Annotated in this window: 22 protein-coding genes; 14 read left to right on the forward strand and 8 right to left on the reverse strand. The window is 61.4% G+C overall.

Annotated elements, in window-relative coordinates; translation table 11 throughout:
• The first annotated feature begins 63 nt into the window (after positions 1–63).
• Together N8H71_RS10560 and N8H71_RS10565 are read left to right on the forward strand one after the other, a co-directional pair.
• On the forward strand, positions 64–483 hold the full coding sequence (locus N8H71_RS10560; protein WP_039771823.1) for a hypothetical protein: 420 nt from the start codon (positions 64–66) through the stop codon (positions 481–483).
• 15 nt (positions 484–498) lie between these two features.
• Positions 499–1,395 (forward strand): cation diffusion facilitator family transporter, encoded by an 897-nt coding sequence (locus N8H71_RS10565; protein ID WP_192562504.1) that lies wholly within the window; start codon positions 499–501, stop codon positions 1,393–1,395.
• Here N8H71_RS10565 and N8H71_RS10570 read toward each other — a convergent pair.
• Positions 1,389–2,438, reverse strand: a complete 1,050-nt coding sequence (locus N8H71_RS10570) for a DUF6515 family protein (protein WP_262193943.1) — start codon at positions 2,436–2,438, stop codon at positions 1,389–1,391. The two genes, N8H71_RS10565 and N8H71_RS10570, sit on opposite strands and share 7 nt — an antisense overlap.
• 453 nt (positions 2,439–2,891) lie before the next feature.
• Between N8H71_RS10570 and N8H71_RS10575 the strand changes: the two genes are divergently transcribed.
• Complete coding sequence (locus tag N8H71_RS10575; protein ID WP_007909658.1) at positions 2,892–3,371, forward strand: Lrp/AsnC family transcriptional regulator; 480 nt, start codon at positions 2,892–2,894, stop codon at positions 3,369–3,371.
• Between the two features lie 203 nt (positions 3,372–3,574).
• The gene (locus N8H71_RS10580; protein ID WP_003228500.1) at positions 3,575–3,784 is read left to right on the forward strand and encodes a DUF2788 domain-containing protein; all 210 of its coding nucleotides are present in this window, start codon (positions 3,575–3,577) and stop codon (positions 3,782–3,784) included.
• Here N8H71_RS10580 and N8H71_RS10585 read toward each other — a convergent pair.
• The 4 genes from N8H71_RS10585 to N8H71_RS10600 form a co-directional block, all read right to left on the reverse strand.
• Positions 3,779–4,414 (reverse strand): pseudouridine synthase, encoded by a 636-nt coding sequence (locus tag N8H71_RS10585; protein ID WP_085687914.1) that lies wholly within the window; start codon positions 4,412–4,414, stop codon positions 3,779–3,781. The genes N8H71_RS10580 and N8H71_RS10585 overlap by 6 nt on opposite strands.
• Positions 4,415–4,486: 72 nt before the next feature.
• Positions 4,487–5,986: an AMP nucleosidase gene (gene amn, locus N8H71_RS10590; RefSeq protein WP_262193944.1), complete on the reverse strand. Its 1,500-nt coding sequence runs from the start codon at positions 5,984–5,986 to the stop codon at positions 4,487–4,489.
• Between the two features lie 190 nt (positions 5,987–6,176).
• On the reverse strand, positions 6,177–7,826 hold the full coding sequence (locus N8H71_RS10595) for an acyl-CoA dehydrogenase family protein (protein WP_262193945.1): 1,650 nt from the start codon (positions 7,824–7,826) through the stop codon (positions 6,177–6,179).
• 95 nt (positions 7,827–7,921) lie between these two features.
• Positions 7,922–10,270: a hybrid sensor histidine kinase/response regulator gene (locus N8H71_RS10600; RefSeq protein WP_262193946.1), complete on the reverse strand. Its 2,349-nt coding sequence runs from the start codon at positions 10,268–10,270 to the stop codon at positions 7,922–7,924.
• A gap of 303 nt (positions 10,271–10,573) precedes the next feature.
• On the opposite strand from N8H71_RS10600, the gene N8H71_RS10605 reads away from it, so the two are divergent.
• The 4 genes from N8H71_RS10605 (at position 10,574) to N8H71_RS10620 (ending at position 14,094) form a co-directional block, all read left to right on the forward strand.
• Positions 10,574–11,371 (forward strand): hydroxymethylpyrimidine/phosphomethylpyrimidine kinase, encoded by a 798-nt coding sequence (locus N8H71_RS10605; protein WP_007958699.1) that lies wholly within the window; start codon positions 10,574–10,576, stop codon positions 11,369–11,371.
• Between the two features lie 24 nt (positions 11,372–11,395).
• Positions 11,396–12,019: a thiamine phosphate synthase gene (gene thiE, locus N8H71_RS10610; protein ID WP_262193947.1), complete on the forward strand. Its 624-nt coding sequence runs from the start codon at positions 11,396–11,398 to the stop codon at positions 12,017–12,019.
• A gap of 10 nt (positions 12,020–12,029) precedes the next feature.
• On the forward strand, positions 12,030–13,313 hold the full coding sequence (gene hemL, locus N8H71_RS10615) for a glutamate-1-semialdehyde 2,1-aminomutase (RefSeq protein ID WP_262193948.1): 1,284 nt from the start codon (positions 12,030–12,032) through the stop codon (positions 13,311–13,313).
• Positions 13,314–13,539: 226 nt separating this feature from the next.
• Positions 13,540–14,094, forward strand: a complete 555-nt coding sequence (locus tag N8H71_RS10620; RefSeq protein ID WP_003228518.1) for a tetratricopeptide repeat protein — start codon at positions 13,540–13,542, stop codon at positions 14,092–14,094.
• Between the two features lie 111 nt (positions 14,095–14,205).
• Here N8H71_RS10620 and N8H71_RS10625 read toward each other — a convergent pair whose 3' ends face one another.
• Entirely contained in the window at positions 14,206–14,535 is a 330-nt protein-coding gene (locus tag N8H71_RS10625) for a DUF1820 family protein (protein ID WP_007958692.1), read from the reverse strand.
• Positions 14,536–14,667: 132 nt separating this feature from the next.
• On the opposite strand from N8H71_RS10625, the gene miaB reads away from it, so the two are divergent.
• From miaB to lnt, 5 genes are all read left to right on the forward strand, one after another.
• Positions 14,668–15,996 carry a tRNA (N6-isopentenyl adenosine(37)-C2)-methylthiotransferase MiaB gene (miaB, locus tag N8H71_RS10630; protein ID WP_262193949.1) on the forward strand — a complete coding sequence of 443 codons (1,329 nt, stop codon included), beginning with the start codon at positions 14,668–14,670 and terminating at the stop codon, positions 15,994–15,996.
• 195 nt (positions 15,997–16,191) lie between these two features.
• A complete protein-coding gene (locus N8H71_RS10635; RefSeq protein ID WP_011336084.1) occupies positions 16,192–17,196 on the forward strand; it encodes a PhoH family protein in 1,005 nt (334 codons plus the stop codon).
• Positions 17,189–17,683, forward strand: coding sequence for an rRNA maturation RNase YbeY (gene ybeY, locus N8H71_RS10640; RefSeq protein ID WP_085712270.1), 495 nt, complete (start codon positions 17,189–17,191; stop codon positions 17,681–17,683). The genes N8H71_RS10635 and ybeY overlap by 8 nt, the downstream gene beginning before the upstream one ends.
• Positions 17,684–17,688: 5 nt before the next feature.
• The gene (locus N8H71_RS10645; protein WP_007909641.1) at positions 17,689–18,528 is read left to right on the forward strand and encodes an HlyC/CorC family transporter; all 840 of its coding nucleotides are present in this window, start codon (positions 17,689–17,691) and stop codon (positions 18,526–18,528) included.
• Positions 18,529–18,542: 14 nt separating this feature from the next.
• On the forward strand, positions 18,543–20,066 hold the full coding sequence (gene lnt / locus N8H71_RS10650; protein ID WP_262193950.1) for an apolipoprotein N-acyltransferase: 1,524 nt from the start codon (positions 18,543–18,545) through the stop codon (positions 20,064–20,066).
• Positions 20,067–20,101: 35 nt separating this feature from the next.
• On the opposite strand, the gene N8H71_RS10655 is transcribed toward lnt, so the two are convergent.
• Together N8H71_RS10655 and N8H71_RS10660 are read right to left on the reverse strand one after the other, a co-directional pair.
• On the reverse strand, positions 20,102–20,881 hold the full coding sequence (locus N8H71_RS10655; RefSeq protein WP_262193951.1) for a YdcF family protein: 780 nt from the start codon (positions 20,879–20,881) through the stop codon (positions 20,102–20,104).
• A gap of 105 nt (positions 20,882–20,986) precedes the next feature.
• Positions 20,987–21,310, reverse strand: coding sequence for a hypothetical protein (locus N8H71_RS10660; RefSeq protein WP_129972489.1), 324 nt, complete (start codon positions 21,308–21,310; stop codon positions 20,987–20,989).
• 254 nt (positions 21,311–21,564) lie between these two features.
• Here N8H71_RS10660 and leuS point away from each other — a divergent pair, with 254 nt between their 5' ends.
• A complete protein-coding gene (gene leuS, locus N8H71_RS10665) occupies positions 21,565–24,171 on the forward strand; it encodes a leucine--tRNA ligase (protein ID WP_262193952.1) in 2,607 nt (868 codons plus the stop codon).
• Positions 24,172–24,177: the final 6 nt, after the last annotated feature.

The following is a 24,177-nucleotide window of genomic DNA, read 5'->3' on the forward strand; positions in this document are numbered from 1 at the left end:
CGTTCGTCAGGGTCTTAACTTCACACGATGACGCTTCGTTAATAGATGACTCAGGAGATTCCCATGCGCTTACCTTTTCGCCTGATCGGCGGTGTACTGGTTGCCACCCTGCTCACCCAGATCACTGCGTGCGGTTCGATTTTCTATCCCGACCGGCGCGGCCAGATCGACGGCAAGATCGACCCGGCGATTGCCGTGCTCGATGCCGTGGGCCTGTTGTTCTACATCCTTCCCGGAGTGATCGCGTTTGCCGTGGATTTCGCCACCGGGGCGATCTATTTCGAACCGGGCCACACGGCGCAAGTCGATCCGGCCAAGCTCAAGCAAGCCATCGGCCCGGACGGCCAGGTCGATAACCTCAAGTTGCAGGCTATTCTCGAGACTGAGCTGGGCCGCAATCTGCCGCTGGACGACCCGCGCCTGATCCAGCACAAGGGCAGCACCCAGCAACTGGCGATGTTCGGCCTTCAACCTGCCGCATAAGGAATTGACGCACCCATGACCACAAGCACCGAACACGCCCGCCTGCTGCGGCTGGCGACCCGCGCCTCGGTGGCGGTGGCCTGTACGCTGATCATCGCCAAAGCCATCGCCTGGTGGCTGAGCGGTTCGGTGAGCATGCTCGCCGGCCTCACCGACTCGGCCCTCGATGGCGTCACCTCGTTGCTCAATCTGCTGGCGGTGCATTACGCGCTGCGCCCGGCGGATGACGATCACCGTTATGGTCATGGCAAGGCCGAGTCGCTGGCGGGCATGGCGCAGGCGTTGTTCATTGGTGGCAGTGCGGTGCTGATCGCGTTTCAGGCTTATGAGCGTTTGAATAATCCCGAGCCGCTTGGCGCGCCTTGGCTGAGCATCGGGGTGATCGTGTTTTCCCTGTTGCTGACGGCGGCGCTGTTGATGCTGCAGCATCGGGTGATCAAGCAGACCGGCTCCAACGCCGTGCGGGCGGATTCACTGCATTACCGTTCGGACCTGTTGCTCAACGGCAGCATTCTGATTGCGCTGGTGTTGGCCGGATTGGGTTTCGATCAGCTGGATGCGTGGTTCGGTCTGGGGATCGCGGCATACATTCTGTGGAGCGCGATCCAGATCGCCCGGGAAAGCTTTTCGGTGCTGATGGATGAAGAGCTGCCGACGGATGTCAGTCAGCACATGCTCGAACTGGCGTGCGGCGTGCCTGGCGTGTTGGGCGCGCATGATTTGCGCACGCGTATTTCCGGCAATCACTGGTTCGTGCAGTTGCACCTGGAATTGCCGGGGGAACTGACGCTGTCAGTCGCCCATGGCATCAGTGATCAGGCAGCAGATGCGATTCACAAAGCCTACCCACGGGCCGAAGTGCTGGTGCACGCCGACCCGCAGGAAGTGGTCAAAGCCGCCCGGGCTCAGTAGTTGACCTGATAACCGCGACTGCTCAGGCAATTGCCCTGAGCCTGGCGGTAGGCCTGCACCACTTCGGGCGCCGGCTGGTAGGTCGCGGTGCGCGGATTGAAGCCGCTCTGCTGCACCGCGTACTGATAGCACTCATAGCCATCGCGCTGAACCTGTTCCGGTGACTGACCATTGGCCGGATAGGCTTCCACGTCATAGCCATTGCCGGTCGGCTGCGATGGCTGCTGTACCGGCGGCTCGACCACCACGTAATCCTGGGTCGCTTCCTGATAGGCGTAGTACGAACCGGCGGCGAGGAATAGCAGCGAACCGCCGATCCACACTTCCCGAGCGTAATCCGGCAGGTACTGGATGCGAATCCCGCGTGGCGGCTGAACCACGATGTAGCGCGGGCCTTGCGGGCGATACCAGTAGCCGCCGGAGTAGAAATAATCCTGTCCGCGATACGGCACGCGGTAGTCGCGATCCGGGAAACGGTCGATCACATGGCCCGGCCGGTACTGCGGGCCAGGGCCCCAACCATTGCCATGCCCATCGGGACGACCCGGCCAGCGGTTGTCGTTGGGACGGTTGCCGGTCTGCCAGTTCTGGTGATAGCCGTTTTGCGGACGCTCGTCGCGGTAGTAACCCTGACGGGGTTCTTGGGTCTGGTGCACGGTGTCGGGGCGTGGCTGGATCGGCAGGTCATTGGCCGGCAGTTGCGGCGGCGGTGGCGGCTGGCGCACCGGGTTGGGGTTGTACGCCGGACGCGGCTGGTTCTGGTTCTGCCACTGGCCGTTGTTCGGTTGGCCGTGGTTCTGCTGGCCGTTGTGCTCGAACTGGCGGCTGTTGTCGCCACGAATGATGTCGTTGTTCTGCCGCTGCGGATTGTTCTGGCCGTGCTGCTGATCACCGCCGCCATGCCCCTGATTGTTGCCCTGATGCTCCGGCCCGCGTCCGCCGCCGTCGGGGCCACGATTCTGCGGCTCATCCGCCAGCGCTTGCGCACCGACACTCACACACAGCAAACCAACACTGGCCAGACGCCAGATGCGCGACTTCATGAAATTCCTCACTGCGGACTAGAGACTGAAATTAAGAGGGCGTGTAGCTAAGACCGGGGATGGGCACACCGGGTTCTGCTACAGGTTATCAGTCACGTCATTTATTTATTGAGCGAGATGGCCAAATCGCGGGCAAGAAAAAAGGGAGACCCGTCGGCCTCCCTTCTAGAGAACTTCGTCCTGGCTCGACGCTTTTGACGTCGGCTCACCTCACGCCGTCTTCTGGACAGTGTGCAGCTCGGGGGCCGGCACAACCCCGGTGGGGGTGGCGGCCGCGGCAGGCCGGATTGGGCGGGCCGCGTGGACTGTGTTACCGAGCAGTGATTCTGGTGATAAGAATAGGCCCGGAGCCGCGACAGATGATTGCGAAGATTGCTCAAATAAACATCACTTGCGCAATTTTTAACCCTGGATAGATAATCCGCCGCAATAGTTAAGACAAAGGATCGTTTGATGAGCAAACTCGACCGTTACGACCTCAGTATTTTGGCGGAATTGCAGCGCGACGCCCGCATCTCCAACCAGGAACTGGCCGAGCGCATCGGTCTGTCGCCCTCCCCGTGCTCGCGCCGGGTCAAGCAACTGGAGGACGACGGCTACATTTCCCGCCAGGTCGCCCTGCTCGATCGCAAGATGCTCGGCCTGAGCCTGACCGCCTACGTGCTGATCGGCATGGACCGGCACACGCCGGAGCGTTTCGAGAACTTCGAAGCGGCGATCCGTACCTTGCCGCAAGTGCTGGAATGCAGCCTTGTGACTGGCGTGGATGCCGACTATCAGCTGAAAGTGGTGGTGCCGGACATGGATCACTATCAGAAGCTGCTGTTGGGGCACCTGACCCGGATCGAAGGCGTGACCAGCGTGCGCTCGAGTTTTGTGCTGAATCAGGTGCTCAACAGCACGGAATTGCCGCTGACTCATCTGCGCAGCTGAAACCGCCTTCGCGAGCAAGTCGAATCGTCGCACCGTCGCTCCCACATTTGAAATGCATTCCCTGTGGGAGCGAGCTTGCTCGCGAAGAAGCCGGTGCAGGCGACGAATGACTGCGGCACACCGACGCAGGTCAATGCTGCGTCGTTCGCCGCTGGCGTATACTCCCGGCCGCCCTTTCAGCCGCGCAGCGCCGGAGATGCCCGATGGATCCAGCAGTATTTGAAGAGTGGATGATGACCGGTCTGGTCAGCATCCTGATCATTTTCATGGGTTTCATCGTCTGGGATCTGGCGAAGAAGTCCAAGGCCGGGCGCTTTGGCTCGTTCATTCTGTTCTTCGTGCTGGGCCTGGGCGTGGCCGCGTTCATCATCAAAAGCGTGGTGATCGGCCTGATCGAGTCCGGCGCCTTATAAGCGCGCCGGCACTTCCTTCCACTGGCCCTGATCGAGCCCTTCGATCGTCCAGTCTCCGATCCTGACCCGCACCAGCCGCAACGTCGGCAGCCCGACCGCCGCCGTCATCCGCCGCACCTGACGGTTACGTCCTTCGCGAATCACCAGCTCCAGCCAGGTTGTCGGAATCGTTGCGCGAAAGCGTACCGGCGGATTGCGCGGCCACAGCTCGGGCTCATCCAGTTGCCGGGCTTCGGCAGGCAGGGTCATGCCGTCATTCAATTCAACGCCGTCGCGCAGGCGCTGCAACTGCTCGGCCGTCGGCACGCCTTCGACCTGCACCCAATAGGTTTTCGCCAGTTTGTGCTTCGGGTCGGCGATCCGCGCCTGCAACTGGCCGTCGTTGGTCAGCAGCAGCAAACCTTCACTGTCGCGATCCAGCCGTCCGGCCGGGTAGATGCCCGGAATGTCGATGTAATCCTTGAGCGTCGCCCGCCCCTCGCCGTCGCTGAATTGCGTCAGTACATCGAACGGTTTGTTGAACAGGATCAGCTTCGGCTCGGCCGGCGGCGCCTTGGCGACACGACGCGGGGCTGAAGAGGATGGCTTCGCGCCGGGGCGGCGGGAAGGTGGACGTTGGGGACGTGACATGGGCAAAACAACATCTAACGGTCGGGGCTGACAATGCTAGTGCCCCGACCGCCAAATGACCACGACAAACCGTTAGCGGAATGGCGGCTCGTCGAAGCTGCGCAGTTTGCGCGAGTGCAGCGAGTTGAGTTCGGTGCGCAGCAGATCCACCGCTTCGATGCCGATCTTCAAGTGCTGACTGACTGCACGCTCGTAGAACGCGTTGGCCGAACCCGGCAGCTTGATTTCACTGTGCAGCGGCTTGTCCGAAACGCACAGCAACGTACCGTACGGCACTCGCAGGCGATAACCCTGGGCGGCGATGGTGCCGCTTTCCATGTCCACGGCCACGGCGCGGGACAGGTTGATCAACGGTCGCTCTTGGGCCCAGCGCAGTTCCCAGTTACGGTCGTCGTAGGTCAGCACGGTGCCGGTGCGCAGGCGTTTCTTCAGTTCTTCGCCTTTTTCGCCGGTGATGTTGGCCGCTGCTTGCTGTAATGCAAGCTGCACTTCGGCCAGCGCCGGGATCGGAATGTTCGGCGGCACCACCCGGTCGAGAATCCCGTCGCGACGCATGTAGGCGTGAGCCAGCACATAGTCGCCGATGGTTTGAGACTGACGCAGGCCGCCGCAGTGACCGATCATCAGCCAGCAATGCGGACGCAGTACCGCCAGGTGATCGGTGATGTTCTTGGCGTTGGACGGGCCGACGCCGATGTTCACCAGAGTCACGCCGTGGCCATCGCTGGCGATCAGGTGGTAGGCCGGCATCTGGTAGCGGTGCCAGACCACGCCGGCCGCAATCGCCGAGGCTTCGCCGTGATCCATGCCCTTTTCGATGATCACGTTGCCCGGCAACACCATGCGCACAAAACGCGGATCGCGGCGCAGTTGTTCCAGGCCATGGACAATGAACTGGTCGACATAACGGTGGTAGTTGGTCAGCAGAATCCACGGCTGCACATGGCGCCAGTCACTGCCGGTGTAATGCACCAGACGACGCAGCGAGAAGTCGACGCGCGCGGCGTCAAACAGCGCCAGCGGCAGAGGATCCGTGTTTTCCCAATCGTAGAGACCGTCGGCGATGCCATCGGTGGCGGCGGACAGGTCGGTACTCGGGAACACCCGCGCCAGCACGGCGGCGGTGACGCCGGAGCCGGCCAGTTCATCGCCCTGCTCGACCACGTACGGGTATGGAATGTTCTGCTCGCTGACGCCGACTTCGACGGTCACGGTGAAGTCATGCATCAGCGGCGTGAGCTGTTCCAGCAGGTATTTGCGAAACGCCGCCGGGTGGGTGACGGTCACGCTGTAGGTGCCCGGCAACTGGACTTTGGCGTAAGCGCGGGTGGTCTGCGGGACTTCGCCCTGGCAGTGGTAGGTCAGACGCAGTTCGGGATAACGGAACAGGGCACGTTGCTCGGCGTCGGGCTCGACGCGATCCTTGAGATAACGCTTGAGCGCCGAGTTCAGCGCCGTGGTGGCACGCTCATGTAGCTCGGCGAGACGATCCACGGCCTGTTCGGCGGTTTGAACGACAATAAACGCTTCGGTCACGATCAGCTTCCTGTGTTCTGACTTGCAGGGCTTCATCTTGCCTGCATCGTGGCGTCACGGAAACAGTGGCGTTGTGGGTTCACCCTAATCATTCAAACAATGAAGATCCCTGTGGGAGCGAGCTTGCTCGCGATAGCGGTATGTCAGCCACCCTCTACTTAACTGAACTACCGCTTTCGCGAGCAAGCTCGCTCCCACAAGGTTTCGTATTGTTCAAAAAACAGGTTCAGAAACCTTGCGGCGTAGAGCGGGCGACGATGGCTTCGACATCAAGCCCGCGTGGCAAGGCGCCGTAAGCGCGGCCACCACCACTCAGGCGACTGGCGATAAAGGCATCGCTGACCGCTGAATTCCCGGCCTCCAGCAGCAGCTTCGCTTGCAACCCGAGGGCGATGTCTTCAGTCAGTTGCCGCGCGCGGTACTGGATGTCGCTGGTGTCCTTGAACTGCGCCTGCAACTGCTGAATGTGCGCGGCCAGTCGCTTGTCGCCGTGGCCGTCGCCCAACTCGCTGAACAAAACATCGAGTACGCCCGGCTCTTTCGACAAGGCACGCAACACATCAAGGCATTGCACGTTGCCGGAGCCTTCCCACGTCGAGTTCACCGGCGCTTCGCGGTACAGGCGCGGCAGGATGCTGTCCTCGACATACCCGGCGCCGCCCATGCATTCGGCGGCTTCGTTGATCATCGCGGGCGCGCGTTTGCAGATCCAGTACTTGCCCACCGCCGTCACCAGCCGGGCGAACTGCGCTTCATGGCGATCGTCCAGATGATCCAGCGCTTTGCCCATGCGCAGGCTCAATGCAAGCGCGGCTTCGCTTTCCAGCGCCAGATCGGCCAGCACGTTCTGCATCAGAGGTTGTTCGCTGAGCCGTTTGCCGCCGACCTTGCGATGTGCGCAGTGATGGCTGGCCTGGGTCAGCGCCTGACGCATCAGCGAGCTGGAACCGACCATGCAGTCGAAACGGGTCATGGCCACCATCTCGATGATGGTCGGCACGCCGCGCCCTTCTTCGCCGACCATCCACGCCAGCGCGCCTCGGAACTCCACTTCGCTGGAGGCGTTGGACTGGTTGCCGAGTTTGTTTTTCAGACGCTGGATGTAGAACTGATTGCGCGTGTCGTCCGGGCGATGGCGCGGCAGCAGGAAACAGGTCAGGCCCTTGTCAGTCTGCGCCAGCGTCAGGAACGCATCGCACATCGGCGCCGAACAGAACCACTTGTGTCCCACCAGTTCATAAGCCTGGCCCGGGCCGCTGGCGCCGACCGGATAGGCCTTGGTGGTGTTGGCCCGCACGTCGGTGCCGCCCTGTTTCTCGGTCATCGCCATGCCGATGGTCACGCCAGCCTTGTGGGCCATGCCGACATTGCGCGGGTCGTATTCGGTGGCGAGGATTTTCGGCAGCCACTGCTCGGCCAGATTCGGCTGCAAACGCATTGCGGGGACACTGGCGAAGGTCATGGTCAACGGGCAACCGCTGCCGGCCTCGGCCTGGCTGTGCAGATAGCTCATGGAAGCGCGGGCAACATGGGCGCCGTCCTGTGGATGAGCCCAGGGCAACGACGTCAGGCCATGTTCAATGGCGGTACGCATCAGCTCGTGATACGCCGGATGAAACTCCACCAGGTCGATGCGATGACCGTAGCGGTCATGGCTGGCGAACACCGGTTTGTTCTGGTTGGCGAGGAACCCGGCCTCCATCAGCGGCCCGCCGGCCAGCGCGCCGTAGGCATCGATCCGCGACTCGGCCCAGCCGGCACCGAACCGCCGCGACCACTCCTGCAGCGGCAGGTCGATGCGGTACAGGTTGCTGCCGTCCAGCGACGGTGGCTGGTTGGTGACTTCGTGGGTTTCGGCGAACTGATGCAGGTTCATGACGGGGCTCCTTGATCGGCCAGAGCTTCAGTTAAGCACCGCACCCGAACCGATCAAAGTGTCATATCGGCCTAAATGCCGGCGCTTTCACCCTGTCAGCAACTCAATACCCGCCGCTCCAGCGCAGCCTGCAAGTCCTCGAATTTCACCGGTTTGCTCAGGTAGTCGATCAACGCCCCTGTACCGCAATGCTCTCGCTCCGTAGCCAGCGCGGTCATGAACACCGGCATATGGGCACATCCGGGCAGGTCGCGGATCTGGCAACACAGCGAGGCCCCGTCGAGCGGTGGCAGCTGGCAATCGATCAGCACCGCATCGAACATTTCACGCTGCAGGTAATCGATGGCCGTCGCGCTGCTTTCAGCAGTACGCACGCGGAAACCGAGCTTGAGCAACATGCCGCGCATCACCAATTGATTGACGCTGTTGTCGTCCACCAGCAGCACGGTGCAATCCTGCGGCGCGCGCACGGTGTCACGGCTGAACGCAGGCACGGCTTCAACTTCCGGCAACTCAAACTCGACATCCAGTTGAAAACGGCTGCCGCGCCCTGGCTCGGAGCGGTGTGTGAGCTTGCCACCGAGCAATTCCACCAGTTGACGGCAGATCGCCAGACCGACGCCCAGCCCACCGTATTCGCGAGTCATCGAACCGTCGAGCTGGAAGAAGCGCTGATACATCGTGGCCTCGCCCAGATCGGTGAAACCGATGCCGGTGTCGATCACCGCGAAGGACAGTGCCAGCCGATTGTCTGTGGATGGCTTGCCGGTGACCCGCAAGGCGAGGCCACCGACGCGGGTGAACTTGATCGCGTTGTCCAGCAGGCACTCAAGGCATTGCGCGAGTTTGGCGCTGTCGCCATGCAGGCGATCCGGCAAGGTCGGCAGCACGTCGACCTTGAAGTCCAGCGACTTGCTCGAGGCGTTGCCATCGAACTGCACGCGCAGCGCCTCGACCACGGCCCGCAGGCTGAAACTGCCCGGCGTTGCTTTGAGCTTGCCGGCCTGCAATTCGGTCAGGGTCAGGATGCCGTTGACCATGCGCATCATGTCCCGCGCCGAACCGGCGGCGGTCTGCTGGTATTGCTCCAGTTCCGGGTCCAGTTCAACGGTCTGCATCAGCTCCAGCGAGCCGATCACACCGTTCATCGGCGTGCGCAGTTCGTGAGTGAGGGTCGCGAGGAACTCATCTTTGAGCTTGTTGCTGTGGGCCAGTTGCTGGTTGAGCACTTCGAGTTTCTGGCCAGCGTCGAACAGAGTCTGCGCCTGTTGTTCGCGCATCGCGTTGATGCGGTCGGCCAAGGCCAGCGACAGCAGCGCCACTTCGATGGCCGAACCGATCTGGCTGGCGTACATGGTCAGGAACACATTCGGCAGCAGGCCCAGCACCATCATGGTGTTGACGATGCCGCCGATCAGGAACGCCGACCAGGCAATGATGAAATAACGCGCCACCCGCAAACCGCGCCACCAGGCCAGGATCCCGGCGGCAAAGATCACCACGGTAAAGGTCAGCGCCAGCGTCGTGGCCAGGCGCAGGGCCAGGCCATAACTGGTCATCAACGACAAGCCAATCACCATGGCGCCGAAAGCGATCAGGGCCATCAGCAGGCGATCGAGCCAGCGGCTGTGGTTCCTGGTCTGCAGAAAACTGCGGGCGAACTGGCTGCCGAACAGCCCTGCGCAGCCGATGAAGAACGGTGTGGCGGCGTTGGCCCACCACGGGTTGTCCGGCCAGAAATACTCGACCGCCGCGCCATTGACCGACAACTGATAAAGACCGAACGAGGCGATATAGAAGATGTAATAGAGGTAACTGGTGTCGCGCACGCTGAGGTAGATGAACAGGTTGTAGACCAGCATCCCCAACAACACGCCATAAATGATCCCCAGCACATACAGGCGCACCGGCTGATCTTCGAGGTACGCGGTGCTCGACCACAATGTCACCGGCGCCTGGATCGAGCCTTCGCTGGACAGCTTCAGATAAACGGTTCGCTGCTGATCCGGCTTGAACGCCAGGTCGAACAGGTAATTGTTCTGACGGATCTCGCGACTGGCGAACGGCAAGGCGTCCCCTGTCTGCCGCACCAGACGGTAGTCACCGGCTGCATCGGGCAGATACAGATCCAGATGATCGAGCGGCGGATACGCCAGCTCCAGCAACCAGCTGCGCTGCGCCGCCGGATTGGTCGGGCGGTAATGCAGGTCGATCTTCAGCCAGAACGCCGAGCGCGAGTAACCGGCATTGAGCGTGGCTTTGTCATGGGGTTTGAAGTTTCCGGCGGCAGCTTGCGCGCGGACGTCGGCAATGCTCGCCTGACCGCTCGGGTCTTCGAACACTTGCAGGGATCGACCCAGCGGGAGGCTCTGGGTGAACTCGTCGAACTCGACGGCGCTTGCCAGGAGGGGCAAGCAGAACAGCAACATCAACAAATAGCGCATTGAAGCCCCAGCGTGGCTTGTCCGGTTGTGTCAGGAAGCCCCCCATTCCCTTTGAGATGACGTAAAACCGGTATTACCTGTTATTGGTTTGGATCCACTCTAGCATAGCCGTTGATGGCCATTGAGCACCATGGAAATTTTTCCGACAAAGGCTCTAGAACGGGCGTTCCAGAGCATAACGCCGAGCTAGAGCTGTTTGCTCGGTCAAATTGTGACAAGCGCTGCGGATCCGCTACCCGTGTTATCGGCCGAACGCTGCGCCACAACACCCGAAAAACAGGTTTGGTGGTAAGCTCGCGCACCATGAATATCTACAGCTCACGCCCCGTTGTCCTCTGTCTCTCCGGCCACGACCCCAGTGGTGGCGCCGGCCTGCAGGCAGATATCGAAGCCCTGCTCGCTCAGGGTTGCCATGCGGCTCCAGCCGTCACCGCCCTGACCGTGCAAGACACCGTCAACGTCACTGACTTTCGCGTCCTCGACCGTGAGTGGGTACTGGCCCAGGCCAATGCCGTGCTCAACGATTCCGAAGTCGCGGCAGTGAAACTGGGCATGCTCGGTTCCCTGGAAATGGTCGACACCGTCGTCGAACTGCTCCAGGCGCACCCGCACTTGCCAGTGGTCTGCGACCCGGTGCTGCGCGCCGGCGGTGGCGGACGCCTGGGCAAGGACGAAGTCGGCTACGCCATGCGCGAACGCCTGCTGCCGCTGTCGATCATCGCCACCCCCAACCTTCCCGAAGCCCGGATCCTCGCCGAACTGCCAGAAGGCACCGCGGACGAGTGCGCTGAAAAACTGTTGCCGTACATCAAGAATCTGCTGATCACCGGCGGTCACGGCGACGAAACCGAAATTCACAATCGTCTGTACAGCCGCGACGGCCTGCGCGAAACCTTCAAGTGCCAGCGTCTGCCGGGCAGCTATCACGGTTCCGGCTGCACCCTGGCCAGCACCCTCGCCGGCCGCCTGGCACTGGGCGAAAACCTCGCCAGCGCCGTGCGCACGGCACTGGATTACACCTGGCGCACCTTGCGCGATGCCGAACAGCTGGGCAAAGGCCAGTTCGTGCCGCGTCGCCTGCCGCTGGATTTCTGTTCCTGATGTTTCAAGCCTGAGGTCTGCGCGATGAAACTACGTGGCCTGTATGCCATCACCGACAGCCAGTTGCTGGCCGGCAAGTTTCTGTCCTACGTGGAGGCGGCGCTGGAAGGCGGCGTCACCCTGCTGCAATACCGCGACAAGAGCAGCGATGAAGCCCGTCGCCTTCGTGAGGCTGAAGCCCTGCGCGACCTGTGCGAACGCTACAAGACGCAACTGATCATCAACGATGACGCCGAACTGGCCGCACGCCTGAACGTCGGCGTACATCTGGGCCAGACCGACGGCCCGCTGTCGCCGACCCGCGCCCTGCTCGGCTCCAAAGCGATCATCGGTTCGACCTGCCACGCGCAGCTTGAACTGGCCGAACAGGCCGCCAAAGAAGGCGCGAGTTACGTCGCCTTCGGTCGCTTCTTCAATTCCAATACCAAACCCGGTGCACCGAGTTGCAGCCTCGATCTGCTCGACGAGGCCAAACGCACCCTGCACCTGCCGATCTGCGCGATTGGCGGCATCACCCTCGACAACGCCGCGCCGCTGGTGGCCCACGGTGTCGATCTGCTGGCCGTGGTCCATGGCCTGTTCGGCGCCGACAACACTGCCGAAGTGACCCGCCGCGCCCGCGCCTTCAACGAATTATTAAAAGTCTGAGAGCCCGATCATGTCTCGTTCCGAAACCCTGTTTGCCAACGCCCAGAAACACATTCCCGGTGGCGTGAACTCGCCGGTGCGCGCGTTCAAGAGCGTCGGCGGCACGCCGCTGTTCTTCAAGCACGCCGAAGGCGCCTACGTCACTGACGAAGACGACAAGCGTTATGTGGATTACGTCGGTTCCTGGGGCCCGATGATCCTCGGCCACAGCCACCCGGACGTGCTGGACGCGGTGCGCAACCAGTTGCAACACGGCCTGTCCTACGGCGCGCCGACCGCGATGGAAACCGAGATGGCCGACCTGGTTTGCTCGCTGGTGCCGTCGATGGAGATGGTGCGCATGGTCAGCTCCGGCACCGAAGCGACCATGAGTGCGATCCGTCTGGCCCGTGGTTTCACCGGCCGCGACAGCATCATCAAGTTCGAAGGCTGCTACCACGGTCACTCTGACAGCCTGCTAGTCAAGGCCGGTTCCGGCGCACTGACCCAGGGCGTGCCAAGCTCGGCCGGCGTACCGGCAGCGTTCGCCAAACACACCCTGACCCTGCCGTTCAACGACATCGACGCTGTTGAAAAAATGCTCGCCGAAGTCGGCCAGGACGTCGCGTGCATCATCGTCGAACCAGTGGCCGGCAACATGAACTGCGTACCGCCGGCGCCGGGCTTCCTCGAAGGCCTGCGCAGCCTGTGCGACAAGCACGGCGTGGTGCTGATTTTCGACGAAGTGATGACCGGTTTCCGCGTCGCCCTCGGCGGTGCCCAGGCTTACTACGGCGTGACTCCGGACCTGACCACCTTCGGCAAGATCATCGGTGGCGGCATGCCGGTAGGCTGCTTCGGCGGCAAGCGTTCGATCATGGAGCGCATCGCACCGCTCGGCCCGGTCTACCAGGCGGGCACCTTGTCGGGTAACCCGCTGGCGATGGCTGCTGGCCTGACCACCCTGCGCCTGATCAGCCGTCCTGGCTTCCACGCCGAGCTGACCGACTACACCACGCGCCTGCTCGACGGCCTGCAACAGCGCGCCGATGCCGCCGGCATTCCGTTCGTGACCACCCAGGCGGGCGGCATGTTCGGTCTGTACTTCAGCGGTGCCGACGACATTGTTACTTTTGAAGACGTAATGGCCAGCGATGCAGCGCTGTTCGGCCGCTTCTTCCACCTGATGCTGGAAGGTGGCGTGTACCTGGCACCGAGTGCCTTCGAAGCCGGTTTCACTTCGATCGCCCATGGCGAAGCGGAACTGAAACTGACGCTGGATGCCGCCGAACGCGCCTTCACCAAGTTGAAGTAAAACGCCCCACCGCTGACGTTGGCCATTGCCAGCGTCAGCGTTCTCCTACACCTCCGCGCTTTTTCCGACACTTCTGCCAAAAATCTCCCATAAAGTGGGCGATATATTTCCCGCGCAGCAGAAAATCGAGTAAAGACTTTGTAAGGATGGCCCTGCTTATTTCATAATGCGCGCTTATTGGATCCCTCGACGGGTCCGCGCGCCCTTCAGAGGTAAGTCGATTCCCATGAACCGCACCGGCCGCACCCTTGCCTTGGGCTGCCTGTTGCTCCTTCAGCCGCTGCTCGCACATGCACAAGCAGGCGGCAACTCGTTGTTGATCCCGGCGATGGGTCGCTGCACCCTCAATACTCAGCCGCAAGATGTCACGCAGGCCCTCGCCGCCTGCCAAAAGGCAGCGGATGAGGGGGATGCGCAAGCGCAATACGAGTTGGGTGAGTTCTATTACGACGGCAAGAATGCGCCGCGCGACCTCAATCAAGCCCTGAGCTATTTCGAAAAGGCCTCGCTGCAAGGCCACGCCCAGGCGCAGTTCAAGCTCGGCACCATGTTCTTCCACGGTGAGGGCGTGCAAGCCAACAACATTCAGGCCTACATCGTGCTGAAAATGGCGGCGGTCAACGGTGCCGAAGATGCACTGGACACCGCTGATGAAGTATCCGAAAAGATGTCTCGCGAAGATCTCGAGACTGCCACCCAGGTGCTCGGACAAATTTTCCGTAAATACCTGATGGAACTGCAGAGCGCCGACGGGCGTACGCCGTTCTCGCCTCTACCCTGATTTCTTCGTCGACTTCTCTGGCCTCTTCGCGAGCAAGCTCGCTCCCACATTGGAATGCATTCCCCTGTGGGAGCGAGCTTGCTCGCGAATGAGGCGACTCGATCTTACGGGTTACTTCTCGGGCATCGGCACCGGAAACGGCATCACGTTACCAACACCGCCACGGGCTTCGCTGATCTTCGGCGTCCCCAGCCGCTCCACTTCATCGATGCGCACGATCGAGTGCATCGGCACAAAGCTGCGTACCACGCCTTCGAACTGCGCCTTGAGCTTTTCTTCGCTCGGATCGACGACCACTTGCGTGCGCTCGCCAAAGACGAACTCTTCCACTTCCAGGAAGCCCCACAGATCACTTTGATAGATCTGCTTGGCGTACATTTCGAACACCTGGCCCTGGTTGAGGAAAATCACCTTGTAGATTGGAGCTTCGCGTTTGGTCATGGCGGGGGGACAACATCGGGGTAAAAATGAGGGCGCGAACTATAGCATAGCCACCGGACGCGCAGCGGTAGGAACCTGGGGACATGTTCCCTATAATGCGCGGTTCTTTGAACCACGTGACGACCCTATTCCATGGCCAAGAAGCTTTACATCGAAACCCACGGTTGCCAGATGAACGAGTACGACAGCTCGCGCATGGTCGATCTGCTGGGCGAACACCAGGCCCTGGAAGTCACGGCGCGCGCCGAAGATGCCGACGTGATTCTGCTCAACACCTGCTCGATCCGCGAACGCGCCCAGGACCGGGTGTACTCCCAACTCGGCCGCTGGCGCGAACTGAAACTGGCCAACCCGGACATGGTGATCGCCGTCGGCGGTTGCGTGGCCAGCCAGGAAGGCGCGGCGATCCGTGATCGCGCCCCGTACGTCGACGTGGTGTTCGGCCCGCAGACCCTGCACCGTCTGCCGGAAATGATCGACGCCGCGCGCATCAGCAAGCTGCCGCAAGTCGACGTGTCGTTCCCGGAAATCGAAAAATTCGACCACCTGCCCGAGCCGCGCATCGACGGCCCGAGCGCCTATGTGTCGGTGATGGAAGGCTGCAGCAAGTACTGCACGTTCTGCGTGGTGCCTTACACCCGCGGTGAAGAAGTCAGCCGGCCGTTCGACGACGTGATCGCCGAGATCATCCACCTGGCCGAAAACGGTGTGCGTGAAGTGACCCTGCTGGGGCAGAACGTCAACGGTTATCGCGGGCTGACCCACGACGGTCGCCTGGCGGATCTGGCGGAATTGATCCGCGTGGTCGCGGCGGTCGATGGCATCGACCGCATCCGCTACACCACCTCGCACCCGCTGGAGTTTTCCGACAGCCTGATCCAGGCCCACGCCGAAGTGCCGGAACTGGTGAAGCACCTGCACTTGCCGGTGCAGTCGGGTTCGGACCGCATCCTGGCCGCGATGAAGCGCAACCACACCGCGCTGGAGTACAAATCCAAGCTGCGCAAACTGCGCGCCGCCGTACCGGGTATCTGCATCAGCTCGGACTTCATCGTCGGCTTCCCGGGGGAAACCGAGAAAGATTTCGAACAGACCATGAAGCTGATTGCTGAAGTCGGTTTCGACTTTTCCTACTCGTTCGTTTACAGCCAGCGCCCGGGTACCCCGGCCGCCGATCTGGCCGACGACACCCCGGAAGAACTGAAGAAAGAACGCCTGAACGCCTTGCAGCACCGTTTGAATCAGCAAGGGTTCGAGATCAGCCGACAAATGGTCGGCTCGATCCAGCGGATTCTGGTGACCGATTATTCGAAGAAGGATCCGGGCGAGCTGCAAGGGCGCACCGAGAATAACCGTATCGTCAACTTCCGCTGCGATAATCCAACTCTGATCGGCCAGTTCGCCGACGTGCACATCGACGCGGCGCAACCGCACTCGCTGCGCGGCTCGCTGATCCAGTAAGACCCTTTGTTCAACTGTGGGAGCGAGCCTGCTCGCGATGAACGATGACGCGGTTTTTCAGATGAACCGCATTCATGCCCATCGCGAGCAAGCTCGCTCCCACAGAAACAGCATCAATTTAAGAGCTTTCGCACCCACGCCGCTGGCGTTATCCTTGATTTCATCCTAATTGCCCCAGGGCGGCTAAATACGACCTTGAACGCACCCATCGAACCACATCGTTTCATCCTCGAGCCCTTTGAGGCTCGCCGCTTCGCCAATCTGTGCGGGCAGTTCGACGAGCACCTGCGGCTGATCGAACAGCGCCTGGCCATCGAGATCCGCAACCGCGGCAATCAGTTCGAGCTGATCGGCGAACCCAAGCACACCACTTCCGCGGAAAACCTGATTCGCCGCCTGTACCGGGAAACCAAGGGTTCAGAGCTGTCGCCGGATACGGTTCACCTGTTCCTCCAGGAATCGGCCGTCGAGCAGCTGGACAACCACGCCCCCGCCGAAGCCTCCGTCGCCCTGCGCACCAAGAAAGGCATGATTCGCCCACGTGGCTTGAATCAGCTGCGCTACGTGAAGGAAATCCTCGGCAACGACATCAACTTCGGCATCGGCCCGGCCGGTACCGGCAAGACCTATCTGGCGGTGGCCTGCGCTGTGGATGCGCTGGAACGTGAACAGATCCGCCGCATCCTGCTGGTGCGTCCGGCGGTCGAAGCGGGTGAAAAACTTGGTTTCCTGCCCGGCGACCTGTCGCAGAAGATCGACCCGTACCTGCGCCCGCTCTACGACGCGCTCTACGAAATGCTCGGTTTCGAATACGTGGCCAAGCTGATCGAGCGTCAGGTGATCGAAGTCGCACCACTGGCTTACATGCGCGGCCGTACGCTGAACAACAGCTTCATCATTCTCGATGAGAGCCAGAACACCACCGTCGAACAGATGAAGATGTTCCTGACCCGGATCGGTTTCGGCTCTACAGCCGTGATCACCGGCGACATCACCCAGGTCGACCTGCCGCGCGGCACCAAGTCCGGACTTCATCACGTCATCGAAGTCCTGAAAGACGTGCCGGGTATCAGCTTCACGCACTTCCAGCCCAAAGACGTGGTGCGCCATCCATTGGTGCAACGCATCGTCGAAGCCTACGAGCGCTTCGAGACGCGTTTGGCCGATGAAGCGCCAAAGGACACTCGCCACGATGCTTGAGCTTGACCTGCAAATCGCGACCGAAGCGTCCGCGCCGACCGAAGCCGAATTCCGCCAATGGTGCGAACTGGCTCTGCGCCAGCGCACCGCCGACTCGGAAATGACCATTCGTCTGGTCGACGAGGAAGAAGGCCGCGAACTGAATCACACCTGGCGCCACAAGGATTACGCGACCAACGTCCTATCCTTCCCCGCCGAAGTGCCCGATGAGTTTCTCGACATTCCATTGCTGGGCGATCTGGTGATCTGCGTGGCGGTGGTCGAGCGCGAAGCTGCCGAACAGGGCAAGGAACTAAAGGCCCACTGGGCACATCTGGTCATTCACGGCTGCTTGCATCTGCTTGGTTACGACCATATAGATGACGAGGAGGCCGAAGAAATGGAAGCACTGGAACGCGAGTTGCTTGCCGAATTGGGTTATCCCGATCCGTACGCGGACGACGAAACCGAAACATCCCCTATCGTTACAACAAAGGATTCAGAGTAATCGCTATGAGCGAAGATCGATCGAGCAACGGGCAGAAGTCATGGCTGGGTAAACTGACCCAGGCTTTTGCCCACGAGCCGAAGAACCGCCAGGAGCTGCTTGAGCTGCTGCGCGATGCACATCAGAACAAACTGCTGGACAGCGAAGCACTGGCCATCGTCGAAGGCGCCATCCAGGTGGCTGACCTGCAGGTTCGCGACATCATGGTGCCGCGCTCGCAGATGATCAGCATCAAGGCGACCCAGACACCCCGCGAATTCCTCCCAGCTGTGGTCGACTCGGCCCACTCGCGCTACCCGGTCATTGGCGAAAGCCATGACGACGTAATGGGCGTGCTGCTGGCCAAGGATCTGCTGCCGCTGATCCTCAAGGAGAACGGCGACAGCTTCAACATCAAGGACCTGCTGCGCCCGGCCACCTTCGTGCCGGAGTCCAAGCGTCTGAACGTGTTGCTGCGTGAATTCCGCGCCAACCACAACCACATGGCCATCGTCATCGACGAATACGGCGGTGTGGCCGGTCTGGTGACCATCGAAGACGTGCTTGAGCAAATCGTCGGCGACATCGAAGACGAGCACGACGTCGAAGAAGACAGCTACATCAAGCCGCTGCCCAGCGGTGATTTCCTGATCAAGGCCCTGACGCCGATCGAGAACTTCAACGAGTTCTTCGACAGCGAATTCTCCGACGACGAGTTCGACACCGTCGGCGGGCTGGTGATGAGTGCGTTCGGGCACTTGCCAAAACGCAACGAAATCACTGAAATCGGCGCCTATCGTTTCCGCATCCTGAACGCCGACAGCCGTCGGATTCATCTGCTGCGACTGACGCCCATTGCTCGTTAAATCTAAGGACTGAAATGCGCTGGACAACCCGCCCCGGCTGGCCCGGTAACCTGCTGGCCGTGGCGGCCGGTGCAATCACTACCTTCGCGCTGGCACCGTTCGATCTCTGGCCGCTGGCCCTGCTGGCGGTCGGCTTGTTCTATGCCGGCCTGCGTGAGCTGAGCCCGCGCCAGGCCCTGGGCCGTGGCTGGTGCTTCGGTTTCGGCCTGTTCGGCGCCGGCACCAGTTGGATCTACTACAGCATCCACCACTTCGGCGGCGCTTCGGTGCTGCTGGCCGGGTTCCTGATGCTGATTTTTACGGCGGCCATTGCCTGGTTCTTCGCCCTGCCCGCGTGGCTTTGGGCGCGCTGGCTGCGGCGTAACGAAGCGCCGGTGGCTGATGCACTGGCGTTTGCGGCGTTGTGGGTAGGCCAGGAAGCGTTTCGTGGCTGGTTCCTCACCGGTTTCCCATGGCTTTATTCCGGTTACAGCCAGCTCGACGGCCCTCTGGCCGGGCTCGCGCCGGTGGGCGGGATGTGGCTGGTGTCGTTCGTCCTGGCACTGACCGCCGCACTGATCTACAACGCACCGCGCCTGCTGCAAACCCGCCGCAAAGCCTTCATCGCTGCCGGACTGATATTGCTGATCGGACCATGGGCAGCGGGCATTGCGCTGAAGGGCCATGCCTGGACCAGCCCGGCCGGCGCGCCGCTGACCGTTGCCGCGATTCAGGGCAACGTCGCGCAAAGCATGAAATGGGACCCGGCCGAGCTCAATGCGCAACTGGCGCTGTACCGCGACCTGAGCTTCCGCTCCAAACCGGTGGACCTGCTGATCTGGCCGGAAACCGCCGTGCCGGTGCTCAAGGAGTCCGCCGAGGGCTACCTGAGCATGATGGGCAACTTCGCCGCCGAGCGTAAATCGGCGCTGATCACCGGCGTGCCGATCCGTGAAACGGTCCGTCACGAAAAACGCTTCTTCAACGGCATCACCGTGGTCGGCGAAGGCGATGGCACTTACCTGAAACAGAAACTGGTGCCATTCGGCGAATACGTACCGCTGCAGGACATCCTGCGCGGGCTGATCGCCTTCTTCGACCTGCCGATGTCCGACTTCGCCCGTGGTCCTGCCGATCAGGCCCTGTTACAGGCCAAGGGATATCAGATCGCACCGTTCATCTGCTACGAAGTGGTTTACCCGGAATTTGCCGCTGGCCTGGCCGCCCGCAGCGATCTGCTGCTGACGATCAGCAACGACACCTGGTTCGGCACTTCCATCGGACCGTTGCAGCACCTGCAAATGGCGCAGATGCGTGCACTTGAAGCCGGACGCTGGATGATTCGCGCGACCAACAACGGCGTGACCGGCCTGATCAACCCGTTTGGCCAGATCACCGAGCGCATTCCGCAGTTCGAACAGGGCGTGCTCTATGGCGAAGTGGTGCCGATGCACAACCTGACGCCGTATCTGCAATGGCGCTCGTGGCCGCTGATCATCCTGTGCGTGGTGCTTTTCGGCTGGGCGCTGATGACCAACCGGATGTCCAAGACACTCTGAGAACCTGTTCACTCCCGCGTCCTGCGCGGGAGTGATCAATCCGCGCTGTCATCTCCTCGATAGAACAGCGAATAACCGATCTGTCCCACCGCCTCGTTCATCAACTGCCCGCTCTGCCAGATCGACTTGAACTCCGGCAGCCAGCCGCCAAATGGCCGGGCATTGTCAGTACCGAGGAAACCGACCGGCGCCGGCACCACTTCAAATCCTGCCTGTTGATAACTCCACACCGCTCGCGGCATGTGCCAGGCCTGGGTCACCAGCACGATGCGTTTGACGCCTTCCGGCAACAGCACTTTGGCGCTGAAGGCGGCGTTCTCCCAAGTAGTGCGGCTCTCCCCTTCCTGCCAGCGCACCGTCACACCGAAATCATCGCGTAGCGAGTCGGCCATCAATTTGGCTTCAGTCGGCGGCGTACCGTAATGCAGGCCGCCGCTGGTCAGAATCGGCAACCCCGACGCCTTGGCCAGTCGCGCCGCATAACGTTGACGCTCCAGCCCGACACCGGTCGGTTGATCCTCGCCCCAGGCCAGATCGCCGCGCTCACGACCGGAGCCCAACACCACAATTGCATCGGCGCGCTGCGCCAGGCTTGTCCATGCTTCCCGGGCCAGCGGCGGTTCGCGTTCCAGGGCCTTGGCGCCCCATTGCACCACCACCGGCAAACTCATCAGCCAGAACCCGCCAAAACCCAGGGCAAAACACAGCCCGGCCAGCCGTGGCCGCGAGCGACGCAGCCACCAGGCCGCCAGCAACAGCAGCAAAAGAAGGCCGGGCGGCAATAGAAGTTGTTTAATGAAATAACGAAAAGGCATCGAGCATCTCCAGAGATGCCCGAAGCCTAAGTGGGTTGATACAGCGCGACAACCAGTAGGGTCGGATCCCGTTGAAAAAGATCCGCTTTTTGACCTGCCATGCGTTTACTTGGCCTGCAGAGTCCGAACCTTGACGGGGTCTCTGCCGGGCGCCTTGTCCTTGAGCCAGATGACCTTGGCCGTATGGGCTGCATCGAGTTGTTTCACTGCTTGTGACAGGTATCCGTGGGTTTCACGCTCACTGCGATCCAGATAGGCCTTGACCAGTTTGAACTCGGCGGGACTCAAGCCACGCAATTCCAGCTCCAGGGGGCGCTCGTCGCGCAGCCTTCCAGCGGTTTTTGCCGCGTCCAGGGCCATACCCAGACGGTCGATCAACCGCTCGTACAACTCGGGTTTGGTAACGTTTTTTTGCTGTGACTCCACCATCCCTCACCTCATTGAAGATAAGACTCACTCCCCAGTTAGAGCTTAGCTTCGCTGCACAAACCGGCTGCACGCCGCGACCAACGGCCCTCGCCGCGATTTTGACCGGTCAAACGGCTGCAATCAGGGTTTCCCTAGGCCAAGCGCGGTCATGTATGCTACGGCGCTTCCTGTAACTCCACTTCCAGCTCGTCCGGCACGCCCCGAACGTCGCATTGAAGAGGATTAGGCCACCCCTATCCAGTACAAAAGTAGCCATGCACGAACAATATCAGCCCCGTGAAATCGAAGCCGCCGCCCAGTCGTTCTGGGACGAGCAAAAGTCCTTTGAAGTCAGTGAACAACCAGGCAAGGAGACTTACTACTGCCTGTCGATGTTCCCTTACCCCAGCGGCAAGCTACACATGGGGCACGTGCGCAACTACACCATCGGCGACGTGATCTCCCGCTACCAGCGCATGCTCGGCAAGAACGTTCTGCAACCGATGGGTTGGGACGCCTTCGGCATGCCGGCGGAAAACGCCGCGATGAAGAACAACGTGGCCCCGGCCAAGTGGACCTACGAAAACATCGCCTACATGAAATCCCAGCTGCGCAGCCTGGGCCTGGCGGTGGACTGGTCGCGCGAAGTCACCACCTGCAAACCGGATTACTACCGCTGGGAACAATGGCTGTTCACTCGCCTGTTCGAAAAAGGCGTGATCTACCGCAAGAACGGCACCGTGAACTGGGACCCGATCGACCAGACCGTTCTGGCCAACGAGCAGGTGATCGATGGTCGCGGCTGGCGTTCCGGCGCGCTGATCGAGAAGCGCGAGATCCCGATGTACTACTTCAAGATCACCGCCTACGCGGATGAGCTGCTGGAGAGCCTCGACGAACTGACTGGCTGGCCTGAGCAGGTCAAGACCATGCAGCGCAACTGGATCGGCAAGTCCCGCGGGATGGAAGTGCAGTTCCCGTACAACGTCGATTCGATCGGCGAAAGCGGCACGCTGAAAGTCTTCACCACCCGTCCGGACACCCTGATGGGCGCAACCTATGTTGCCGTGGCCGCCGAGCACCACCTGGCCGCCCTCGCCGCGAAAAACAACCCTGAGCTGCAAGCGTTCATCGCCGAATGCAAGGGCGGCAGCGTCGCCGAAGCCGACGTAGCCACCCAAGAGAAGAAAGGCCTGCCGACCGGCCTGTTCGTCGAGCACCCGCTGACCGGCGAGAAACTGCCGGTGTGGGTCGCCAACTACGTGCTGATGCACTACGGCGATGGCGCGGTCATGGCTGTGCCGGCTCACGACGAGCGCGACTTCGAGTTCGCCCACAAGTACAACCTGCCGGTCAAATCCGTAGTTCGCACCAGTTCCGGTGAAACCAACCCGGCGCCATGGCAAGACGCCTACGGCGAGCACGGTACGCTGATCAACTCCGGCGAATTCGACGGCCTGGACTTTGCTGGCGCGTTCGACGCCATGGAAGTCGCTCTGATCAAGAAAGAGCTGGGCGCTTCGCGCACCCAGTTCCGTCTGCGCGACTGGGGCATCAGCCGTCAACGCTACTGGGGCTGCCCGATCCCGATCATCCATTGCGCCAGCTGCGGTGACGTGCCGGTTCCTGAGGATCAACTGCCCGTTGTTCTGCCGGAAGACGTGGTGCCGGACGGCGCCGGTTCACCGCTGGCACGCATGCCCGAGTTCTACGAGTGCACCTGCCCGAAATGCGGCCAGCCTGCCAAGCGTGAAACCGACACCATGGACACCTTCGTCGAGTCGTCCTGGTATTACGCCCGTTACGCCTCGCCGCACTTCGAAGACGGTCTGGTGGAAAAAACCGCGGCCGACCACTGGCTGCCAGTGGATCAGTACATCGGCGGTATCGAGCACGCCATTCTTCACCTGCTCTACGCGCGCTTCTTCCACAAGCTGATGCGCGACGAAGGCCTGGTAAGCTCCAACGAACCGTTCAAGAACCTGCTGACCCAAGGCATGGTGATCGCCGAGACTTATTATCGTCGTGAAGCCAATGGCGCCTACACCTGGTTCAACCCGGCGGACGTGGATCTTGAACGCGACGGCAAAGGCAACGTGACCAGTGCCAAGCTGAAAACCGACGGCCTGCCGGTGGAAATCGGCGGCACCGAGAAGATGGCCAAGTCGAAGAACAACGGCGTTGACCCTCAGTCGATGATCGATCAGTTCGGCGCAGACACCTGCCGCCTGTTCATGATGTTCGCCTCGCCGCCTGACATGAGTGCAGCGTGGTCCGACTCCGGCGTGGAAGGCTCGCACCGCTTCCTCAAGCGCGTCTGGCGTCTGGCGCAGGCACACGTCAGCCAGGGCCTGCCGGGCAAACTGGATATCGCCAGCCTGAACGACGAGCAGAAAGCCGTTCGCCGCGCGACTCATCAGGCCATCAAGCAGGCCAGCCACGACGTCGGCCAGAACCACAAATTCAACACGGCCATCGCCCAGGTGATGACGCTGATGAACGTGCTGGAAAAAGCCGCGCAAGGCACCGAACAGGATCGCGCGCTGGTTCACGAAGGTCTGGAAGCCGTTACCCTGCTGCTGGCTCCGATCACTCCGCATATCAGCCACGAGCTGTGGAATCAGCTGGGTCATGCCGATGCCGTGATCGACGCCGGCTGGCCGGTGGTCGACGAGAGCGCACTGGTACAGGACAGCCTGACGCTGGTGATCCAGGTCAATGGCAAGCTGCGTGGCCAGATCGACATGCCGGCTGCTGCGACCCGTGAGGAAATCGAAGCCGCTGCCCGCTCCAACGAAAACGTACTGCGTTTCGTCGACGGCCTGACTATTCGCAAAGTGATCGTAGTGCCCGGGAAACTGGTCAATATCGTCGCCAGCTAATTGGAT

The organism is Pseudomonas koreensis (assembly GCF_025447595.1).
GTDB classification, from domain to species: domain Bacteria; phylum Pseudomonadota; class Gammaproteobacteria; order Pseudomonadales; family Pseudomonadaceae; genus Aquipseudomonas; species Aquipseudomonas koreensis_H.

Excerpts from the sequence above, each read along its gene's own strand:
- N8H71_RS10560 (WP_039771823.1), top strand. The coding sequence starts at position 64 with ATGCGCTTACCTTTTCGCCTGATCGGCGGTGTACTGGTTGCCACCCTG.
- N8H71_RS10565 (WP_192562504.1), top strand. The coding sequence starts at position 499 with ATGACCACAAGCACCGAACACGCCCGCCTGCTGCGGCTGGCGACCCGC.
- N8H71_RS10570 (WP_262193943.1), bottom strand. The coding sequence starts at position 2,438 with ATGAAGTCGCGCATCTGGCGTCTGGCCAGTGTTGGTTTGCTGTGTGTG.
- N8H71_RS10575 (WP_007909658.1), top strand. The coding sequence starts at position 2,892 with ATGAGCAAACTCGACCGTTACGACCTCAGTATTTTGGCGGAATTGCAG.
- N8H71_RS10580 (WP_003228500.1), top strand. The coding sequence starts at position 3,575 with ATGGATCCAGCAGTATTTGAAGAGTGGATGATGACCGGTCTGGTCAGC.
- N8H71_RS10585 (WP_085687914.1), bottom strand. The coding sequence starts at position 4,414 with ATGTCACGTCCCCAACGTCCACCTTCCCGCCGCCCCGGCGCGAAGCCA.
- amn (WP_262193944.1), bottom strand. The coding sequence starts at position 5,986 with ATGAAGCCCTGCAAGTCAGAACACAGGAAGCTGATCGTGACCGAAGCG.
- N8H71_RS10595 (WP_262193945.1), bottom strand. The coding sequence starts at position 7,826 with ATGAACCTGCATCAGTTCGCCGAAACCCACGAAGTCACCAACCAGCCA.
- N8H71_RS10600 (WP_262193946.1), bottom strand. The coding sequence starts at position 10,270 with ATGCGCTATTTGTTGATGTTGCTGTTCTGCTTGCCCCTCCTGGCAAGC.
- N8H71_RS10605 (WP_007958699.1), top strand. The coding sequence starts at position 10,574 with ATGAATATCTACAGCTCACGCCCCGTTGTCCTCTGTCTCTCCGGCCAC.
- thiE (WP_262193947.1), top strand. The coding sequence starts at position 11,396 with ATGAAACTACGTGGCCTGTATGCCATCACCGACAGCCAGTTGCTGGCC.
- hemL (WP_262193948.1), top strand. The coding sequence starts at position 12,030 with ATGTCTCGTTCCGAAACCCTGTTTGCCAACGCCCAGAAACACATTCCC.
- N8H71_RS10620 (WP_003228518.1), top strand. The coding sequence starts at position 13,540 with ATGAACCGCACCGGCCGCACCCTTGCCTTGGGCTGCCTGTTGCTCCTT.
- N8H71_RS10625 (WP_007958692.1), bottom strand. The coding sequence starts at position 14,535 with ATGACCAAACGCGAAGCTCCAATCTACAAGGTGATTTTCCTCAACCAG.
- miaB (WP_262193949.1), top strand. The coding sequence starts at position 14,668 with ATGGCCAAGAAGCTTTACATCGAAACCCACGGTTGCCAGATGAACGAG.
- ybeY (WP_085712270.1), top strand. The coding sequence starts at position 17,189 with ATGCTTGAGCTTGACCTGCAAATCGCGACCGAAGCGTCCGCGCCGACC.
- N8H71_RS10645 (WP_007909641.1), top strand. The coding sequence starts at position 17,689 with ATGAGCGAAGATCGATCGAGCAACGGGCAGAAGTCATGGCTGGGTAAA.
- lnt (WP_262193950.1), top strand. The coding sequence starts at position 18,543 with ATGCGCTGGACAACCCGCCCCGGCTGGCCCGGTAACCTGCTGGCCGTG.
- N8H71_RS10655 (WP_262193951.1), bottom strand. The coding sequence starts at position 20,881 with ATGCCTTTTCGTTATTTCATTAAACAACTTCTATTGCCGCCCGGCCTT.
- N8H71_RS10660 (WP_129972489.1), bottom strand. The coding sequence starts at position 21,310 with ATGGTGGAGTCACAGCAAAAAAACGTTACCAAACCCGAGTTGTACGAG.
- leuS (WP_262193952.1), top strand. The coding sequence starts at position 21,565 with ATGCACGAACAATATCAGCCCCGTGAAATCGAAGCCGCCGCCCAGTCG.